Below are 18,998 nucleotides of genomic sequence, written 5' to 3' on the forward strand. Positions count from 1 at the left end.
CTGAATACCTGCGTGTATTCTAAGCCGCCTGCTCTGATGTCTCAACAGACTGCGTCCGGAAGTTAGTTCCCGAACATACGGTTCAGGCGTGCCTGATGATAGGCCAGCTTTTCTACGGAACTCATGGCTGCGAAATTCGGAGCTTCCGGAGTCTTCCCTGCTGCGGGTGTAGCCGCTGGTTTCTCTGCGGATGGGGTCGCTGGCTTGCCACCTGCTTTCTTCTCCGGAAAGCTGAAGGTTTTGCCGTCTTCACCGCCATAGCTCATCACGGCGGTCTGGTAAGTCAGATCGGTTTCGAGATCGCGGTGCGGTTTAATGCCCAGTTCCTGCAGCACGCCGTGATAGGCTTTGACGGCATCTGCGGGTTGGATTTTGTCTTCGACCAGGTAACGCAGGAACTGAATGAAGGCGAGCTGATGTTCGGCCTGGTTGATCTTGCGACCAAAGAGGGCGACACGGGCTCCGTATTTCCGGGCATCGTAGATCAGCTGGAATGCATCGAGCGTGGTGCCTGCCGAACCGCCGAGAATACCGACGACGAGGTGCGGATCATAGGCGACTAGTTCTTCCATGGCCCGCGGACCGTGGTAGACCATCTTCAGAAAGACAGGACGTCCCGCCGATGCTACGCCGGCCAGAGTCCGGGCGATCAGATCGTTGATGAAACCGGGGGCCAGATCTGCGGCGACCGCGTTACTGATGTTCGGATCGAATATCTCGAGGAAGTGGCGGAACTTCTTCCGTTCGGCTTCTTCGCGAAATTCCTTGTAGCGTTCGAGGGTCGCGAGGTCTTCTTCGAGATTGTTATTAAAGGTTACTGAGTAAAGACCCAAGTCAGCTCCGTAGGCGCGTTCTTCAGGCTTACAATCGAGATGTCCGCACTGGATGTGGTCCAGGCTGGCTGACCGGAACGGTTTGGCCGGCGGTAGATGCAGTTTGCCTCCGCGGGGAACGTGCACGTCCGTCGTGTCGTTCGCCCGGGCGGCGGGAGTGATCGGTGAGTTGTCGAACAGACGCTCGTCGATCGTCAGTTTTTCGCTGGTACTGGCAGACATCAGGACGATGTCGACCACTTCCTGCTTGATGACTTCGCGTATCTGCTGACGATATTCTGCCAGCGTTTTGTATTTGAGTTCCTGGTCGTGCCGTTCCGGAGAGAGTCCGGGGGCACCGATGCCGAAGGCCATGTCGGCGTCTTTGGCATCAGCAATGATAAACTCTTTCGAGCCGCTGGGGTCAGCGTGAATTGACTGAAGCTTCCTGTCGAGAGATTTTTCCATCACACAATCATTTCAAAAACAAAACGCAAAAGCAGAACGCATATAACACTTCAGGTGGTCACCCGGCTGAGAATCAGCCGAGGACTTTGTCGACGGTTTCCCGCAGAACCCGGCCGGACTGGGTCAGAGCCAGCTGTTCTTTGGGCCAGAGTTCGATTTCCAGGTGCTGCATGACGCCGGTGCGTCCCATGACGGTCGGAACCGAAATACAGACATCCCGCAGACCAAAGGCACCATCCTGCAGTGATGAAACCGGCAGAATGCGACGCTGGTCGAGGGCGATACAGTGCACGACATCGGCGATACTCACGCCGACAGCGAAACCAGCTCCGCCCTTTTTCTTGATGACTTCAGCTCCGCTGCCACGTGTTTTCTTTTCGACTTCGGCAATCAGACCGGCATTCACACCAGGGAACTTGTCCAGAGGGAGTCCGCCGACCTGGGCAGCTGACCAGACGGGAACCATGCTGTCGCCGTGTTCGCCGAGAATCAGAGTGGAAACCTGTGTCGGAGGGACATCCAGACGGGCTGCCAGCATGCTGCGAAGACGAGTGGTATCAAGAACGGTACCCAGACCGATGACCTGCTGAGGCGGCAGTCCGAGTTCTTTCATGGCCAGGTAGGTCAGCACGTCGACCGGGTTGGAGACGACGAAGACAATCGCTCCGGGTTTGGTACCGACACGTTTGACATCAGCCAGAATGTTTTTGAAGAGTTCAACGTTGCGGTTGATCAGGTCCAGGCGGCTTTCATCGGGCTTACGACGCAGACCGGCGGTGATGACGATTACATCGCTGTCTTTCACCAGTTCGGTGCCCCCCGCATAAATCTTCTGATCTGCTGTCAGAGAGCTGCCGTGCAGCAGGTCCAGGGCCTGGCCTTCGACCAGTTCCTGATTGACGTCTACCAGAGCGATTTCCCGGACAATGCCTCCGGCCTGTAATGCAAAGGCAGCACAGGAACCAACGAGTCCCCCACCACCGATAATACTGACATTCATGATCAAATCTTTTCTATTTATGACGAAGTGAGCTGTGAGTAATTCTGCAAACGTTTGCCCGAGCGTTCGCTCGGGACGACGGCCCGGGGATTACTGTCCCAGGGCTGACATGACCTGATCGGTGATCGCTTTGATCAGCTGATCTGAGTTGCCACCAGCGGGTGCTGCTGCGGGCTGGGTCGATGGTTTCTGCAGGTATCCCGGGTAACTGGGAGCTTGCTCAAACGCTTTCTGCTGCGGCAGACCTTCGGTATAACCTTCCCGGAAGGCGCTGTTGCCACAGAGATCACAGTCTTCAACGTGGAAACGGGGATCGTCGAAACCGAGCTTCTGCTTCAGGTCGAGCAGTTCACGGGTTTCGTTTTCCGTAAAGTAGTTGATGCGTCCGAGCTGCTTGGAGAGCAGCAGGATTTTACAGTACGCATCCAGAATTTCGGTTTTCCAGTAAGCGTCTTCCAGAGACTTACCGAAGCTGACGGTACCATGACCGGTCAGAATGATCGTGTTGGTGCCCCCCTTGAGGAAAGGCAGCACAGTGTCGGCGAATTTCTGTCCGCCCGGTGTTTCGTAAGGAGCCAGAGGCACTTCACCCATGAAGACTTCGACTTCGGGCAGCACACACTGTGGGATCGGCTCGCGGGCAACAGCGAAGGCGGTTGCGTGAGGCGGGTGACAGTGCACGACGGCTTTGACGTCGGGACGTTCTTTCATGATGGAAAGGTGCAGCAGGATTTCGCTGGTCCGCTTGCGGGTACCGGCGATCTGGTTGCCATCCAGGTCAACCGCACAGATGTCTTCGGGATTCATGAAACCTTTGCAGATCATCGTGGGTGAGCAGAGTACTTCGTTTTCTCCGACGCGAATCGAGATGTTGCCGTCGTTGGCAGCCGCGAAGCCTTTGTTGTAGACGCGACGTCCGATTTCGCAGATCTCTTCTTTCAGTTTCCGGTCGTGAATTCCACTGTTCCATTGACTCGACATGGTTTTGACTCCCAACGTAAATTTAAAAAGTATGTGTTTTCAGTTTGTGTGACTGGTCGTTAGTAAACTTCAACCTGATCCAGGATGGCCGACACATAGGCGTCGATCGGTTTGGTATCAGGATTAAAGGGAGCTGCTGCTTCCGCTCCTTCACTGACAGCAATCAGGCTGCCAGGTGAAGCACCCAACTCATCGTAGATCACAAACGGTTCCGTTTTCTTTTTCTTGTTTGTGTTCAGTTCGTCGCTCTTCAAGGGAATCCCGATAATCCACCGCGCGCCGTCCAGACTCGGATGCTTGCGTGACAGTGTCACTTTGCCGATGACTTCTGCGATTTTCATAATCTGGTTCCCTGTGTTGTTCCCTGAATTCGACTTTGTGCCCCACTCAGACTTCCGGATGCGGAGTGCCGGCGGAGACAAAGGCTTTCATCAGGTTTCTCAATTCAATAAACGATTTCTGCTCCGGGTTGATACAAACGAGGTTTGGACTCATTTGCGACACAACCGTTCGCAGGTGATTCACATCCTGGATGGCGGCGGCACAGATTTTCTGATTCCGATTCGCCAGGCAGGCTGCTTTCTCTGCTGCCGAGACAAACAGGACCACGCCTGCTGCATCGGCTCGACATAAACTGCTGACCGCCCCCTGGACCGCTTCGTCCAGAGAACCTGCCAGTTCCTGTGACCAGCTTGCGCCGGTCTGTTGTTCGATATTCGTCAGAGCCTGTTCCACCACGCCAGCCCGACTGAGAACAATCGCCCGCCAGGTGCCCCCCTGCTTCGCTTTTGAGGAAGCAGCGGCTGTTGCACGCTGGATCTCGACTTTGTGTTCCCGCAGATAATCTTTGGCCGAAGGGGTCAGAATGGCCCCGGCGGTGACGCCGATGACGGTCTGTCCTTTGGCTTTCTCTGCGAGCAGGTCGGCCGTGATGACTTTCTCTGACAGGATGACTGAGGAACTGTTCCTGACCTGGGTCATACCGCTGCCTGCTGTCTGTGTGACCTGCCCCTGACGGGAGAGGGTCGACAAGACATCGGCAACGACCTGATTGACCAGTTCTTCAGAAATCTGCATTGGTTTATTTCTTTTTCCCCGGAGACACCTGATCTTCATCGAGCACACCCATGGTGGCCCAGCGGATGGGGGTATTGTCGACCCCCACCATTTCCCGGACGGCAGCCCCGTCTGATGTCAACAGCACCAGATCGTGCTTGCCGCACCCGAGTTGATCGATGACCAGTTCAGGAAATCCATCTGCGTTGCCTTCGATATCCAGTGTCTGGACGAGCAGCAGTCGCCAGCCTGCCAGACTGGGATGCTTTGCCGTGGCGGTTGCCCGTCCAATGACTCTGCCTGTCAACATATGATTTCAATCCTGAAGCGGTGATCCGCGAAACGTAACTTAGATAACTCGTAAATGTCCGACAGTGGTGGAACGACGGAAGCGGGTGAAGGTCAGCGGGTTGGTGACCCCTTCCCCGGTTGGTGTCGCGATACTGAAGGAACCATAGCCTTCACCACCGTTGCCCAGGGCTGCTCCACAGGGACCATTCTGCACAAACAGAGTGGTATCCATGACGCGCCCCATTTTGGTAATGGTTTCAATGTTGCGTGAGTGAATCATGCTGGTGTGTCGGAATCCGTGTTCGAATTCTTTGGCCAGCTCGATTCCGTGATCGGCGTTGCGACAGCGAACGAAAGGCACGAAGGGCATCATCTGCTCTTCCGGTACGAAGGGGTTGTTCGTATCGGTTTCGCCGTAAAGTAACTGAGTTCCGGCCGGCACATTGACGCCGATCATCCCGGCGAGCACGGCGGCGTCTTTGCCGATCATGTCGCGGTTGAGTACAGCGTGTCCGCCCGGTTCTTTGGGAGGAGCGAAGGCCATCGATGTAAGTTGTGCGACCTGCTGAGCGTTCAGCTGGAATCCGCCATGACGTCCCATGGCTGACATCAGCTGATCAAAGATACTTTCGACGGCGAAGACTTCTTTTTCGCCGATACAGAGCAGGTTGTTATCGTAGGCCGCCCCGATGATGATCGATTTAGCGGCGTTGTCGAGATCGGCAGTTTCATCGACGACCACGGGAGGATTTCCCGGTCCGGCGACGATAGCACGCTTCTTAGCGGCCAGAGCAGCACGGGCAACGCCCGGTCCCCCGGTCACGACGAGCAACGGAATACCGCGGTGATTGAAGATTTCGTCAGCGGTTTCCAGGGTCGGGTTGCCGACGATGGTCACCAGGTTCTGCAGTCCAGTCGCCTGGTAGATGGCCTGGTTGAAGCGACGAACTCCTTCGCAGGCGATTTTCGCTCCGCTGGGGTGCGGGTTGACGACCAGTGTGTTGCCGGCGGCGACCATGTTGATGAAGTTACAGGCCAGAGTCGGCAGCGAGTGTGTTACGGGAGTAATGGCACCGATGACGCCGAACGGGGCGTATTCGGTGAGGCTGATCCCGTTGTCCCCGGAGACGGCTTCGGTCTTGAGGAATTCCATCCCGGGAATGCTTTTGATCAGATGCAGTTTTTCGATTTTGTGATCGAGGCGACCGATTTTGGTTTCTTCGAGTTCCATGCGGCCCAGTTCTTCTGCCTGGGTATCGCAGATCTGCCGCACGATTTCGAGTGCCTTGGCCCGGTCTTCCAGTGTAGCCTTGAGCAACTGCTGCTGACCTGCGGTGGCAGCGGCAACCGCCTGGTCGACGCTGTTGAACACGCCCCAGTCGCCATCGCCGCCCGCGGGTGCGGAACCATAGCCACCCCGGTTATTGAGCTGCGATAACACTTCCTGAACGACACTGCGAATGGCTTCTTCTGTCGCCTGCATAATCTATCTCTCCCCGAGCCGCCTGCTGTGAAAGCGGGTGTTTCCTGTGGCGGACTCAGTCTGTTTTATTTCAGTTTTGGTTTTCCAGGTTATAGTTTTCCATCTGGTTGCGAATCCATGCTTCCAGTTTTGATTTGGTCGGTACCGAAGCAATCATGACCACCAGCAATATGCCGACAGCCACGAGTGAAAGTACCTGGCTCTCTGTCATGTAGGCCACCAGATTGAGCATCGCTGCTCCTTCCAGTAAGGCCAGTCCCACAATCAGACGAGACATGAAAATCTGATCGTAGGCTGCCAGAACCTCATCTTCGTCCTGAATATTCTCTGTCTTAATTCTCTCCATGGCCTGGTTGAACATGTTGCGTCCTACCAGATCCGGCACAAAGGTGCGTAATACCAGCATGACCGCTGTAGCACCCAGCCCCACATATGTCAGGAGCGGCAGATCGTCGCCGGGTGCTTCGTCCTTTCCCAGGATTCCAACCACGATCACACCAAAGGTCACCACACCCATGATCAGGGCAAACCAGATGATGAACATCGTCCGGTGCCTCTGCTCTGGCGTTGCCTGCGGTAACTGTCTGGCCATGATTTGATTCCCGTTCAGAACGAACTTCAGTCCTTCGAGTTAAAAATCTCCTGGTTGCCAATGTGAACCTGATCGACGATGCCGATGATGGCTGCATCGATGGGCAGTTTTTTGGTTTCCGGCGTGAAGCGGGCTGACGACCCCTGCACACACAGCACGACCTCTCCCTGCCCTGCCCCCACGGTATCGACGACGATAAACGACCGTCCGGTGGGAGTCAGATCACTCTGGTCTTTTTCATTGACTCGCAACGGTTCGACAATCAACAGTTTCTGACCGACCATCGCATCGACTTTCTGAGACGAAACGACGCTTCCGGTGATACGTCCTACAAACATCGAACCAACTCCTGTTTAATCCCGTAAAAGGATACTTCTATTCTCGGGGCGTTACGCACGCCCTTCGATGGTTTCTACTGTCTGCCGTGCTACGACAATCTCCTCATTGGTAGGCACGACCCAGATCTGTACGTTGCTGTCGTCCGCCTGGATCTGTGATTCCTCGGACGCATTCTGATTGCGTTCCGGATCCAGTCGAATTCCCGCCCATTCCAGGTTGCTGCAGACCTTTTCTCGCAGGCTGACACTGTTCTCACCGATTCCACCCGTGAAAACAATCGCATCCACGCCGCCCAGAACCGTCATGTAACCTCCCAGGTAATGCCGGATCGCTGAGTGGAACACGCCCAGGGCCAGTTGAGCCCGCTCGTGTCCGTTGGCGGCCGCTTCTTCCAGATCGCGACAGTCGCCACTCAATCCGCTCATTCCCAAAAGACCACCTTGACTCGACAGGTCTTCCAGAAGTTCCGCCAGAGATTTTCCGGTGGCCTTCTGCAGAACCGGCAGAGCAAACGGATCAAAATCACCCACACGGTTATTGTGGGGCAATCCTGTCTGAGGGCTCATACCCAGACTGTTGGCTTTAGAGACACCTCCGTGCATGGCACAGAGAGAGCTGCTGCCTCCCAGGTGGCAGGAAATCACCTTCAGATCGTCTTTACCGGTGAGCTCGGCCATACGTGAGCCGATATACCGGTGACTGGCACCATGGAACCCCCAGCGTTTGACTTCGTACTCTTCGTCCCATTGGAACGGGATGGCGTAGGTACGATTTTCCGGCGGGATGGTTTCATGGAAGGCGGTTTCGAGTGCGGCAACCAGCGGGATCTCAGGGAATGCCTGACGCAGTTGTCGCATAGCCCGGGCATACGGAGGATTGTGAGCCGGCGCGATGTCGGACAGGGCCTCCATTTTGGTCAGCAGGGTTTCTTCTACCAGACGTACGCCACTCATGTTTCCGGCAAAGACCGCTTTGAAACCAATACCGGCAACTTCGTCGGCTGACTCGAGGCAACCCCATTCGGAGTTGGTCAACTGAGACAGACACAGGTTGACGGCGGCTGCATGGTCGGGCACGTTCTGTTCGTGCTCTTCCCGATGCTCACCAATTTCGACGAAACAGTGTGACTGTTCGCCGCCGATCCGATCGATGCCCCCGCGTGCGAGCTGCACTTCTGCGGGCATATCAAACAGGCGATATTTGAAACTGGTAGAACCTAAATTGGCAACTAGTACTTTCATTGCAGGAATCCATTCTGTGACTTGAGGACTGGTGTTTCGACTTCCCTTTTCCCTCTGTTCAACAGCGAACTTCGGGAAGAACCAACAGTACGTCTCTTACATAAAGTGTGACATCAGGCTTTCGGAGGGGCGTGCGATGACGTGTGCACCAACCAGTTCTCCGATCTGAGAAGCGGCAGCAGCACCAGCGTCAACAGCAGCACGAACCGATCCGATATCACCCTGGATCACGGTGGTAATGTAGGCACCACCAATCTGAATCTGGTCAACCAGAGTCACGTTGGCAGCTTTCAGCATGGCGTCGGAAGCTTCGATTTGAGCGACCAGACCTTTTGTTTCAATCAGACCAATTGCTTCAGAACTCATTATGTTTTTCTCTTTCAATGTAATGGGTTGAGCTGAATCCTGTGTTGCTTCATACCAGTTGAACGTCAACTGGTTATGTTCATCCTCAAAGCGTTCAGATTCAGGGACTTCAGCTGTCAAAGTTCAGAACCCGTTATTTATTTCTTGGCAGCGGCAGTCTTGCTGGGCAGTACGTTAGCCAGTTCTTCGTGCGGACGAGGAATGACCTGTACGCTGACAACTTCGCCAACTTTGCTGGCAGCAGCAGCACCGGCGTCGACAGCAGCTTTGACAGCAGCGACATCACCGACAACAAAACCGGTTACCAGACCGCTACCTACTTTTTCCCAGCCAATCATCTGTACGTTGGCTGCTTTGAGCATTGCATCGGCGGCTTCAATCAGGCTGATCAGCCCTTTTGTTTCCACCATTCCCAGGGCTTCCATTGCTTTCGCCATGAGTCAGTTCTCCTTGTTAGAGACAGTAAAAAAACAGTTCGTGATTTCTACGGACCCGGCACCCGGATCCGCAACAGGAATTAAGCGATGCATCCGCGTGACGCACCGGTGGCTGATCTGTTGAGGATCAGCTGTGTTTGCATTTACAGGATTCCGGGACGAAGAGTTTGACCGAAGTCGCATGATCGAGGTCGACGGCGTTGCCTTCGTCGGTATCGATGTGGACTTCCAGTTTGACGTCCGGGTTTTCGCGTACGACCACATCTTCGAGGACCGTGGTGCAGCCGGGGGAATCAACCCGCAGGTGCAGGCTGTCGCCGTTGGCACAACCATAGTAAGCACAGTCAGCCGGTGACATGTGAACGTGACGGGCAGCCCGGATCACGCCGAAATCGAGTTCGACGACTCCCTGGGGTCCCATCAGCACACAACCGGGTGTGCCTTTGATGTCGCCACTGATGCGGACGGGCAGGTCCAGTCCGAGAGAGATCGAATCGGTGTAGGCCAGTTCGACCTGAGTATCACCACGGCAAGGTCCCAGAACGCGAACGTTGGGAATCATCCGGCGGCGGGGGCCGACAATCGCCACGGTCTGGGTGGCGGCGAAGTAGCCATCCTGGTAGAGGTCTTTCTGGACTTCGAGTTCAGCGCCTTTGCCGAACAGGACTTCCAGGTGTTCCTGAGAGAGATGCACGTGTCGTGCTGAGATATTCACAACCAGGGGGTTCGGAGCCGTCTGCAGTCCCGGAGCTGATGTGCCCGGGAGTTGTTGAGATAAAGCCTGACGAACCAGTTGTTCTACCTGCGAACGAGAGATGGAATTTTTCAGTTGTGTCATAATATCTGATCTCAATTTATTGTATGGTCTCGATGATCGATTCAGAATTGTCAGGTTTCGACAATCGTGAGTTTGATGCCGGCATCGCGGAGTACCTGCTGCCACTCTTCCGTGATTCCGTCGTCCACGACGATGTGATCGACGTCCGCCAGCGGGCAGAGGTAGGCCAGAGCCGAATGCCCGAATTTGGTACTGTCAGTCACCACGATCACTTCTTCTGCAGCGGCAAACATCTGCTGTTCCGTTTCCACCAGTAACATGTTGCTGTTGTACAGCCCGTCTTCCGTGATTCCGCCGACACTGATAATGAGGCGACGCACATGGACGCTTTTCAGCGATTCCACAGCCGTCTTCCCCAACGCGACGCCGGTTTTGGGAAACAGGAAGCCTCCGATCAACATCAGATCGACCTTGGGCTGGTTGACCAGCAGATTGGCGATCGGGAGTGAATTGGTGACGACCTGTAGTTCTTTGCCCGCCAGTTGACGAGCGACTTCGAGAGTGGTTGTGCCTCCATCCATCAGCACAGCCTCTCCGGGAGCAATCAGATCTGCCACAGCTTGAGCAACCAGCCTTTTTTGCCTGGACGACATAAAAGACCGATCTTCAAAAGTGGATAAGGACTCTCCCACGTAAGCAGCGCCACCACGAGTGCGACGAATCTGACCGATTCCGTCAAGATACTCCAAATCCCTCCGAATCGTAGATTCCGAGGCACCGACAGAATCCATCAAATCCACAAGGGAGACAAACCCCTTGTTTTCGACAATCTTTAGGATGCTTTCCCGTCTTTCGTCAAGTAACATTGACATACAAACTCCTCCTGAGACGATCTATTTCCCTAAAGAATATGCCTCTCGTAGCGCTTTCTTTCAATCATTATCTTCAAAATACACTCAATATATTTCACTTTCAATCAAAAACTGTCAGTTGTTTTGATATTTCCCAGAGACCTCATCTTTCCTAAAGCAAATATTCATCTGAGAGCGGAATTCGCTAAAGTCCCGCCTGCTTTCCTGGTTTGACGGAAGTCTATGTCCCAAACTTACATCAGAACCGGGACTTGAGTCGCTTTTTGGAGACATTTCAGGGCCTGAATTCTCTGTTTCTTCACCCTGGATACCGGTCACTGCCAGTGGGACGGGTTCTGTCAGTTCTAGCGGTTCCCCGGTTTCAACGATTCTGATCTGCACATTTGCTGTCTGTTTCAGTGATTGATGATCACTCAGCCCCCTGCTCACGTCGATCACCTCCCATGGAAGGCTGCGCGAGGATCGCGTGGAAACAGGATTCAGGGAGGACCGGAGTGAAAGTCAAATCTTCAATAGCCGTTTCACTGCTCACGTGCACGCTCTGCGGTTGCGCTGCAGGTCCCGCGTCCTACCTGGCCCGGAAGTCGGAAACTCCCGCGGCTGAAAAACAGGAAGCGTCGTACACACTTTCCCTGGAAGAAGAGACCGCCCCCGCACCAGAATCGCAGCAGGCTGCGGAAACAAAACTGGTGGCCCATGAAGAACCGGTGGAGCTGCCGCTCTCTGAGATCGCTGCCCCCCTGCCCCCCGAACCCGATCACACGACAGCGTTGCCCGCGAATTCCTGTTCTCTCGCGGAACTCGAAGCACTGGCCCAGGCACACAACCCGACCCTGATTCAAGCCCAGGCTCGGGTGGATGCTGCCCGGGGTGCCGCCTATCAGGCCGGCCTCAAACCGAATCCGGTGATGGGTTATAAAGCGGATCAGATCGGCATCGAAGGAACCCCCGGCGAGTTGCAGGGTGGGTTTGTATCACAGGAGATCGTCACCGGCGGCAAGCTGAAGCTGAGTCGCGCCAAGTGGACGCAGCAGATGTGTATCGCAGAGACGAACCTGCAGGCACAATGCACGCGGGTACTCAACGATGTGCAGATTCATTACTACCGGACCCTCGCAGCGCAGCAGTTACTGGCAGTGCAGAAGCAGTTGCTGGCGAATGCGGAAGATAACCTGCAGACCCACAAGGAGATGCTCAACCTGGGACAGACCAATCAGTCGGGACTGTTGCAGGCCGAAGTGGACCTGCAAAAGGTGCGTCTCACTCTGCAGACCGCTGAGAACGATCTGGAGCAGGAATGGCGTGAACTGGTAGCAATGGTGGGCGTGCCCGAACTCGCATGCACAACTTTGATTGGTTCGCTGGAACCGCAGAACGAACTGCTGGACTGGAATATGGTGCTCAATCAACTGCTGGAAAGCAGCCCGGAGATTGTAGCTGCCTGGGAACGGGTGCAGCATGATGAGATCACCGTAGAACGGGAAAAGGTGCAGCCGATTCCGAATGTCCTGTTGAACGTGGACTTTGGCCATAACTATGAAACGGACAACTCGGTGGCGGGCGTGTCGGTCGGGCTGCCGATTCCGATCTTTGACCGGAACCAGGGGACGGTGGACCAGGCACTGGCCGACCTGAATCAGTCGCGGGCCAATGTGAAGCGGTTAGAACTCTCGCTGATGAGCCGACTTTCGCACACTTATCGCGATTACCGGACCTCCCGTCAGCATGTGGAAGCTTACCGGGACCGCATGCTGCCTAAGGCGAAACAGGCTTACGAAATTACGCACGACAGTTATTACAAACGACGGGCTCCCTGGATGGACGTGCTGATGGCACAGAAGATGTATTTGAACCTGCAGCAGGATTACATCCGCAGCCAGTTGCAGAATCAGGAAACGGAAGTAGCAATTCGCGGCATGCTGTTGACGGGCGGACTGAATATACCGCCGGCCCCCATGGGTGGCGGACACATCGACGCGGTGCCTAAGCCCCGCTAAAGCGAATTGAACCATCAGTTAAAGTGAATCAAAACCAGGCGAGTCGGCCTGATGAAAGAGGAACGATGACAACTCCCCAAGATCGCAGAAATTTTCTGGCACAGGGTGCGGCAGCGACCGCAGGTCTGTTCGCGAGCCGTTCGGTACTGGGCCAGCAGAACGACTCATTCTCGACGACCGAACAGCAGAATCGAGATCAGAACAATGATGGTTACCCCCGCCTGCATCCGGGGCTGGGTGGTCCGATCGGCAGCGCGACCGACCGGGGCAAGCTGGTCCCAGGCCTGGGGAAGACTGGCGAACCTCCCGTGGGAATTACCGCACCGGACCTGAAGACCACCAGCGGTAAAGTCATCGATGGGGTTCGCGAGTTTCATCTGCATGCGATGCCCGTCCGCCGCGAGGTCCTGCCGGGGATCTGGATGGATGCCTACGGTTACAACGGGGATTTTCCCGGACCGGCGTTGGAGATGTACCAGGGAGAGCGGGTACGGATTGTGTTCAAAAACGATCTCCCCGAAGCGACGACGTTGCATTCACACGGGCTGGAACTGCCGATCTACATGGACGGGATTCCCGCCGTCACACAACCCCTGGTCAAACCCGGTCAGACGTTCGTGTATGAGTACGACGTGCACCAGGAAGGGAGCTATTTTCTGCATCCGCACGTTGCGATGCAGGAGGCGATTGGGATGGTGGTCCCCTTCATCATTCACCCGAAGGTGGCGTACGAACCGGTTGTGGATCGGGATTTCGTGCTGATGACACAGCAGTTCTCCATGATGCCGAACGCCAGTATTCCCAATACGACTTCGATGGACTGGAACTTCCTGACCATCAATGGCCGCTGCGGTCCTTATACGACGCCACTGGTCTGCAAACTGGGTGAGCGGATACGAATCCGTTTCCTGAATTTCAGTACGCTGCACCAGCATCCGATGCACCTGCACGGGCACACTTTCTGGGTGACGGGAACGGAGGGGGGCCGCATTCCGGAGTCGGCGTGGATTCCGGGTAACACCGTGATTGTCGGCGTGGCCCAGGCACGGGATGTGGAGTTCATCGCCAACAACCCGGGGGACTGGGTGTTGCACTGTCACATGTTCCATCACATGATGAACCATATGGTGACCCAGGTCGGACCGATTGTGCGCGAGAAGTGGAAAGATGCGAAAGAAATTGTTCCCGGCTTTCCGCAGATGATGTCCAGTGCGAAACTGTCGAAGGAAGACATTCACAAACTGACCAGCCGCCGTGAGACGCAGGGGATGCGTGAAGGCTGGTACCATGGCGTGCACGGTCTGTTTACCGTGATGCGGGTGCTGCCCCCGGATCTATACGACAAGGTCATGCACACCAATGAGCCCATTCCGCCCTTCTCGAGCACACCCAAAGGTCCGCCGCCGGGGAGTCAGTCGCTTTAATCTGCGATGACGGTACGACGCTCGACGACTTTGATTTTACCGGCAGCGTAGAGGCGCAGCACTTCGGGATAGAGCTCGCATTCGGCTGCAAAGACCCGGGCGGCGACATCATCGGGTGTGTCGGTCCCTTTCACGGGGACCGCGGACTGAGCGATGATGGGACCGTGGTCGTATTCGTTGTCAGCAAAGTGAACCGTACAACCGCTGACCTTCACGCCACGTGCCACGACGGCTTCATGCACTTTATGGCCGTAATAGCCGTGCCCGCAGAACGAGGGAATCAGCGCGGGATGAATATTCATCACGCGGTACAGAAAATCCTCGGGGATGTGAATCAGCGAAAGAAAACCGGCAAGCGTCACCAGGTCGACTTCGCAGGCGCGGCACCGTTCAAAGATCGCATGACTGAAGGCTTCGATATTCTCGAAATCCCGGCGGGCGATGACTTCGCAGTTGAGGCCGGCGGCTTCCGCTTTGGCGATCCCGCCACAACCGGGGCGACTGGCAATTACCAGGGGAACCTCTATATCAAGTTGGCCGGCTGCTTTCTGTGCGAGGAAGTTGGTCAGTGTGGTGCCGCCACCGGAAATCAGGACGGCCAGTTTCAGGGGACGGTTCAGAACAGTTGAAGTCATCAATTCCGTTTTCGTGCTGTTGAAATGTTGTGGGTGAATGGTTTCAGGACCGTGGCGAATCAGGGGGCGACGAGTCTGATTTTGAATCGCGCGCGGATCCGGTTTCGTTCGCGGGTGGTTTGATCTGGGGCGTTGTCTCCGCAGACGTGGTCGCGGAGGAGAGCTGGTCGAAGCTGACTTCCCCCTGGCTGGTTTGCAGTCGTTTCTCGCGGAACTCTTTATCCCGCTGATTATTCCGCCACAACATGAAGCCGACGCCTGCCATCAGCAGAATGAACGTCGTTCCCAGAATCACGACGAAGAGTTGCCCGCCCGTTTCATCGGTTTTGGGGGGCGTCCATTCGAGTCGTTGGGCGAGAATCAGCGGTGCGATGCGCGAGGTATCCTGGGCTGAGTAGAGGTACATTTTGAAAACGTAACCGGTGACGGTGACATGATCGATCACATCAGTCCCTTCCGGGAGTCCGTTTTTCAGAGCCGGGGGGACTTCGGTGCAGATGACCACTACGGGATTCTGCTGCGAATCGTCGGTAAACATCCAGGCTTCGTAGAGTGTCTTAATGCCGAACTTGTTGTCCTCGGAGGCGGGATAATGTACCAGCTTGCGGACCCGCCCGGTGAGTGTGACCAGCCGCCCTTTCCAGCGTTTCATATTTTTGAAGATATCGGGAAAGAGGGGGAGCTTGAGCTCGGGGTGCTCGCGAAATGTTTTCAGTTCAGAGCGGCGGTTCTGCAGATTAAATTCCGCGGCCTGCTTCTGATCCTGGAGACTGGTTTCCTGGAGGTGATTGAGGACGTAATAGTACAGCGTCTCCTCGTCATCCAGGACGCCGCCCAGGGCTTTGTCTTGTACTTCGTTGAACAGGGAAGGCTGCAATTGTTCCGGAAACGGTTTGAAGGGATCTTCGCTGGTTTTTTCATCCGCCAGGAGTGTCAGCGGGGCCAGCAGACTGACCAGTCCGACGAGCGTCCGGATTCGGCGAGAAGACAGCATATTTTGCTCCCAGGGTTTCACTTCAATAAGTTCTTTAATATAACAGTATTATGGCAATTGCCTGTGAGCCCTATTTTGTCGACCCAGGGGCAATTTGTCGAGCTTAAATTAATTCGCAGCCGAGTGGTCATGCGTGGCGTAATCCCTTATTTGATAAGAGTTTTTGGTCTTTTACGCCTCAGAGAGAGCATTGACACAAAACAGAGTATCTCTATAATTCCCTAGAATTTGACTGAGCGCAACTGGGGTTTTCTGCTGTGATTCTTGGGGGTCAATCCGATCCTTGAGTGTACCAGTGATGTCATTGCAGGGTAAAGTCTTATCAGACCTGGAGTGACCTGAGATTGCCTGAAACCTTCCACTGAATTGTGGGAGTAACTCACCTGGCGTCGACACCCTGTTAATTCAGGATCAAGGGACCTAAGGTCATACTGATATTATCTGCTTTTTTAAAGTACCAACCGAATCCAAATAGTAACGGAGACAACCAGTAATGGCGGAAAACGTATTGGAATTTACTGATGCCAACTTCCAGTCTGAAGTATTGGAAGCATCTGAACCTGTATTAGTCGACTTCTGGGCGCCCTGGTGTGGCCCCTGCAAAATGATGATGCCAACCATCGAAGAAATTGCCAGCGACTACTCGGGCCGTGTGCGTGTTGGAAAGCTGAATACCGATGAAAACCCCGGTATTGCTTCCGCAAGCAGCATCAGCGCCATCCCGACCGTAAAACTTTATAAAGGTGGTCAAGTGGTGGAAACGTTTGTGGGTGTGACTCCCAAAGAACGTTTCGCAGCATCACTGGACAGCCAGCTGTAACCACAGTGTGTTGAGTGGTTATTGAACTCATGTGGGCAGAGAGGAGGAGCTGATCCTGCCTTTCTGCCCTTTTTGTCGTTGAACCGACGAGCGTTCCCGATCGAACTGAATGCGTAGTGGAAAGGGATTTCACAGCATCAGTCTTACGCGGGAACAACAGTCAGGCGCTTCTCAGGGAAAGGAATCCCGGTATGAGCGAAGAAACCAGACCGGATCAGAAATCTCAGACTTCCCCGCCTTTTGCGGGTTTTAAGCCTCCTGCGCCGGAGCCTGAAGAATCCCATCCCCTGCCCGGCCCTGATGGAATCCAGCGTCGTCTGGATGTTCCGCATCGCGATTCCGAACTCACCTCCGAAGCTGACTCCAGTTTCAGTGCAGAGAAACAGGCTGCGCTGGAAGCAAGCCTCTCCCATGCTGCGGGTGCGGGCGAGACACAGAGCCAGGGCGCCAGTGAATCGGGAACCTCACTGACCGGCGCAGAGCTGCTGACCCAGGCGGGTGAAATTGCGAACTACCTGAAAACCCAGTTCGCCGAAATCAGTCGACGGGAACAGACGCTCAACAGTCAGCTGGGTGAAATCGATAACGAACGCCGCAAGATTCGCATGTGGGTCTCGCAGATCGAAGAGCAATACGACGAGCGGGAAGCCAGTATTCGGGATAAAGAAACCGAGCTGATCCGCAAAGCAGTCGAGTGCGAGAAGCTGGCGAAAACGGTTCAGCACGAACAGGAAAAAGTCTTCGAAGCCCAGGACCGGATCGAACAGGAACGCAGCGAAATGCGTGACCTGATCCTGATGGAATTTGCAGAACAGCGGGAATCCCTGGAACGCCAACGTCTGGATCTGATCAACGAACGGAACCGGATTCGCGAGGAAGTTCTGGAAACGCTGACCGAACAGCGGCGCGAACTGGAACACGATCAGGACGAATGGCGGGGCGTGCGGCAGACCGAGCTGAATCATCTGAAGCGGGAACGCGAACTGCACGAAGAGACGATTCGCAAGGTCGAAGCGGAACTCGAATCCCGCCGGGAAAAATTCGAACTGGAACTGAAAACCCGCCAGGCGGACTGGGATTCGAAACGCCACGCCGAGGAAGAGGCGCTGGCCACACGCGAACGGGACTTCGTCATCCGTTCGGAAGAGATCGAACACCAGCTGTCGATTCAGCGCGAGGACCTGGAACGCGAGTATGGTTCCCGGGAGGATCAGTTCGACCAGAAACGTACGCTGATCGAGAACCGGATCAAGTTCCAGGAGAACCACCTGCTGCGACTGCGGAGCCAGGTCGAAAAAGAACAGCATGAATTCCAGCGTCAGCAACAGATTCAACAGCAGCAACACGAGCAGAACGAACGCATTCACCTGTTGCGGATGAAACAGCTGGACCGCTTCCGCGATTTACTGCAGCAGCGCGAGCAGTCGCTGAGTAAGGAACGGGCACTGCATACCGAACTACGACGCTCCGTCGAACGGTATGAGACGAACCAGAAACAGCGGATGACCGACGAGTACGAAGCCTGGCACAAGGAACGCGAATCACAAAAGGCGGAACTCCGCCGTCAGCACGACATGCTGGCACTGCATGCAGAGAACCTGGAACGTCGACGCGAGCGGCTGGATACCCTGCGGGCGGAAGTCGAAGAGACACATCGGGGTACGCTCGAAATGCGGCTGGCGCTCGAAGAGGGCTGGGCGCAGCTGACCCAGGCGGAAGGTGAGGAAGCGGCTCTCCTGCGACTGGAGAAGGCCCGTGATGCGCTGGCTTCACATTACCGGCAGTTACGCGAATCGCTGTCGGTCGAGCGGCAGGAACTGGATCATTCACAGGAACTGTTTCATCGACACCGGGACGAATTCCGCCAGGAACGTCAGGCCTTGTCCGAATGGATTGCAGAGCGGGATGAGCAGTTACGTCTGCGGAGCGAACAGCTGCGGTTTGAAGCAGAACAGCTGGCAACACGCGATGCGGCCTGGGGTCAGAAACGGGAACTGTGGTTGCAGGAGAAAGTTCAGGCGGAACAAATTATTCGCGACCTGCTGCAACAGTTGACCGACCTGACGGGCATTGAAGGCACGTTGAAGGCGACGGCCCTGCAGGCAGCGGCGGAAGAAGAAGCGACGCTCGAAGCAGATGAGGAAACGGAAGCATCTGTAGAAGCGTTTGATGCGGAGACGAAGCTGGATCTGCGCGACGAGGGTTAGCGGTTGTCGCTTGAGCACAGTTGTTCGAACCAACTGTGGCACGCAGCAGGTTGGTGTGCTGGTTCCGGATCGAGCGATTACTCTGGGACCTCTTGTTGCCTGCGGTAATCCCGGATTACATCCGGGACCATCTATGAAGAACATCTTGTCAAGTGATTTTATTCTTTGCGCATGGATCCCTTTCTGAGACACAATCAAGCGGTAC

The 18,998-nt window shown here is 55.2% G+C and carries 20 protein-coding genes and 1 pseudogene; 4 read left to right on the top strand and 17 right to left on the bottom strand.

The genetic code is table 11. The features are described from left to right. Positions 1 to 62 precede the first annotated feature (62 nt). The 15 genes and pseudogenes from FYZ48_RS21065 to FYZ48_RS29820 form a co-directional block, all read right to left on the bottom strand. Positions 63 to 1,280, bottom strand: coding sequence for a hypothetical protein (locus tag FYZ48_RS21065; RefSeq protein ID WP_149344018.1), 1,218 nt, complete (start codon positions 1,278 to 1,280; stop codon positions 63 to 65). Between the two features lie 73 nt (positions 1,281 to 1,353). Further along, positions 1,354 to 2,280: a malate dehydrogenase gene (locus FYZ48_RS21070; protein ID WP_145191577.1), complete on the bottom strand. Its 927-nt coding sequence runs from the start codon at positions 2,278 to 2,280 to the stop codon at positions 1,354 to 1,356. A 90-nt stretch (positions 2,281 to 2,370) separates the two neighbouring features. Next, positions 2,371 to 3,261 carry a class II aldolase/adducin family protein gene (locus FYZ48_RS21075; protein ID WP_149344020.1) on the bottom strand — a complete coding sequence of 297 codons (891 nt, stop codon included), beginning with the start codon at positions 3,259 to 3,261 and terminating at the stop codon, positions 2,371 to 2,373. A 59-nt stretch (positions 3,262 to 3,320) separates the two neighbouring features. Next, on the bottom strand, positions 3,321 to 3,602 hold the full coding sequence (locus FYZ48_RS21080; protein WP_145044291.1) for a EutN/CcmL family microcompartment protein: 282 nt from the start codon (positions 3,600 to 3,602) through the stop codon (positions 3,321 to 3,323). Positions 3,603 to 3,648: 46 nt separating this feature from the next. Then, positions 3,649 to 4,338 carry a hypothetical protein gene (locus FYZ48_RS21085; RefSeq protein WP_149344022.1) on the bottom strand — a complete coding sequence of 230 codons (690 nt, stop codon included), beginning with the start codon at positions 4,336 to 4,338 and terminating at the stop codon, positions 3,649 to 3,651. 4 nt (positions 4,339 to 4,342) lie between these two features. Continuing rightward, on the bottom strand, positions 4,343 to 4,627 hold the full coding sequence (locus FYZ48_RS21090) for a EutN/CcmL family microcompartment protein (RefSeq protein WP_149344024.1): 285 nt from the start codon (positions 4,625 to 4,627) through the stop codon (positions 4,343 to 4,345). A 39-nt stretch (positions 4,628 to 4,666) separates the two neighbouring features. Beyond that, positions 4,667 to 6,091, bottom strand: coding sequence for an aldehyde dehydrogenase EutE (locus FYZ48_RS21095; protein ID WP_149344026.1), 1,425 nt, complete (start codon positions 6,089 to 6,091; stop codon positions 4,667 to 4,669). A gap of 70 nt (positions 6,092 to 6,161) precedes the next feature. Then, positions 6,162 to 6,683: a hypothetical protein gene (locus tag FYZ48_RS21100; protein WP_149344029.1), complete on the bottom strand. Its 522-nt coding sequence runs from the start codon at positions 6,681 to 6,683 to the stop codon at positions 6,162 to 6,164. Between the two features lie 26 nt (positions 6,684 to 6,709). Continuing rightward, positions 6,710 to 7,021 carry a EutN/CcmL family microcompartment protein gene (locus FYZ48_RS21105; protein WP_149344031.1) on the bottom strand — a complete coding sequence of 104 codons (312 nt, stop codon included), beginning with the start codon at positions 7,019 to 7,021 and terminating at the stop codon, positions 6,710 to 6,712. A 51-nt stretch (positions 7,022 to 7,072) separates the two neighbouring features. Then, positions 7,073 to 8,263 carry an acetate/propionate family kinase gene (locus FYZ48_RS21110; RefSeq protein WP_149344033.1) on the bottom strand — a complete coding sequence of 397 codons (1,191 nt, stop codon included), beginning with the start codon at positions 8,261 to 8,263 and terminating at the stop codon, positions 7,073 to 7,075. A gap of 96 nt (positions 8,264 to 8,359) precedes the next feature. Beyond that, positions 8,360 to 8,629, bottom strand: a complete 270-nt coding sequence (locus tag FYZ48_RS21115) for a BMC domain-containing protein (protein ID WP_044238516.1) — start codon at positions 8,627 to 8,629, stop codon at positions 8,360 to 8,362. Positions 8,630 to 8,766: 137 nt separating this feature from the next. Further along, on the bottom strand, positions 8,767 to 9,066 hold the full coding sequence (locus FYZ48_RS21120; RefSeq protein WP_145044299.1) for a BMC domain-containing protein: 300 nt from the start codon (positions 9,064 to 9,066) through the stop codon (positions 8,767 to 8,769). 127 nt (positions 9,067 to 9,193) lie between these two features. Beyond that, entirely contained in the window at positions 9,194 to 9,904 is a 711-nt protein-coding gene (pduL, locus tag FYZ48_RS21125) for a phosphate propanoyltransferase (RefSeq protein ID WP_145191603.1), read from the bottom strand. Between the two features lie 50 nt (positions 9,905 to 9,954). Further along, positions 9,955 to 10,497 (bottom strand): DeoR/GlpR family DNA-binding transcription regulator, encoded by a 543-nt coding sequence (locus FYZ48_RS21130; protein WP_232105173.1) that lies wholly within the window; start codon positions 10,495 to 10,497, stop codon positions 9,955 to 9,957. 48 nt (positions 10,498 to 10,545) lie between these two features. Continuing rightward, positions 10,546 to 10,716: pseudogene (locus FYZ48_RS29820) on the bottom strand (DeoR family transcriptional regulator); the annotation flags it as partial. A 494-nt stretch (positions 10,717 to 11,210) separates the two neighbouring features. Here FYZ48_RS29820 and FYZ48_RS21135 point away from each other — a divergent pair. Both FYZ48_RS21135 and FYZ48_RS21140 read left to right on the top strand, forming a co-directional pair. Then, positions 11,211 to 12,713, top strand: a complete 1,503-nt coding sequence (locus FYZ48_RS21135; RefSeq protein ID WP_187782146.1) for a TolC family protein — start codon at positions 11,211 to 11,213, stop codon at positions 12,711 to 12,713. 65 nt (positions 12,714 to 12,778) lie between these two features. Then, positions 12,779 to 14,137 (top strand): multicopper oxidase family protein, encoded by a 1,359-nt coding sequence (locus tag FYZ48_RS21140; RefSeq protein WP_149344037.1) that lies wholly within the window; start codon positions 12,779 to 12,781, stop codon positions 14,135 to 14,137. Here FYZ48_RS21140 and purN read toward each other — a convergent pair. Continuing rightward, positions 14,134 to 14,772, bottom strand: a complete 639-nt coding sequence (purN, locus tag FYZ48_RS21145; protein ID WP_149344040.1) for a phosphoribosylglycinamide formyltransferase — start codon at positions 14,770 to 14,772, stop codon at positions 14,134 to 14,136. The two genes, FYZ48_RS21140 and purN, sit on opposite strands and share 4 nt — an antisense overlap. Positions 14,773 to 14,815: 43 nt before the next feature. Further along, entirely contained in the window at positions 14,816 to 15,766 is a 951-nt protein-coding gene (locus FYZ48_RS21150) for a hypothetical protein (protein ID WP_149344043.1), read from the bottom strand. Positions 15,767 to 16,259: 493 nt separating this feature from the next. Here FYZ48_RS21150 and trxA point away from each other — a divergent pair, with 493 nt between their 5' ends. Continuing rightward, on the top strand, positions 16,260 to 16,586 hold the full coding sequence (gene trxA / locus FYZ48_RS21155; RefSeq protein WP_145044304.1) for a thioredoxin: 327 nt from the start codon (positions 16,260 to 16,262) through the stop codon (positions 16,584 to 16,586). Between the two features lie 191 nt (positions 16,587 to 16,777). After that, positions 16,778 to 18,793 carry a hypothetical protein gene (locus FYZ48_RS21160; protein WP_149344045.1) on the top strand — a complete coding sequence of 672 codons (2,016 nt, stop codon included), beginning with the start codon at positions 16,778 to 16,780 and terminating at the stop codon, positions 18,791 to 18,793. Positions 18,794 to 18,998: the final 205 nt, after the last annotated feature.

It is taken from the genome of Gimesia chilikensis (genome assembly GCF_008329715.1).
Classification (GTDB): Bacteria; Planctomycetota; Planctomycetia; order Planctomycetales; family Planctomycetaceae; genus Gimesia; species Gimesia chilikensis.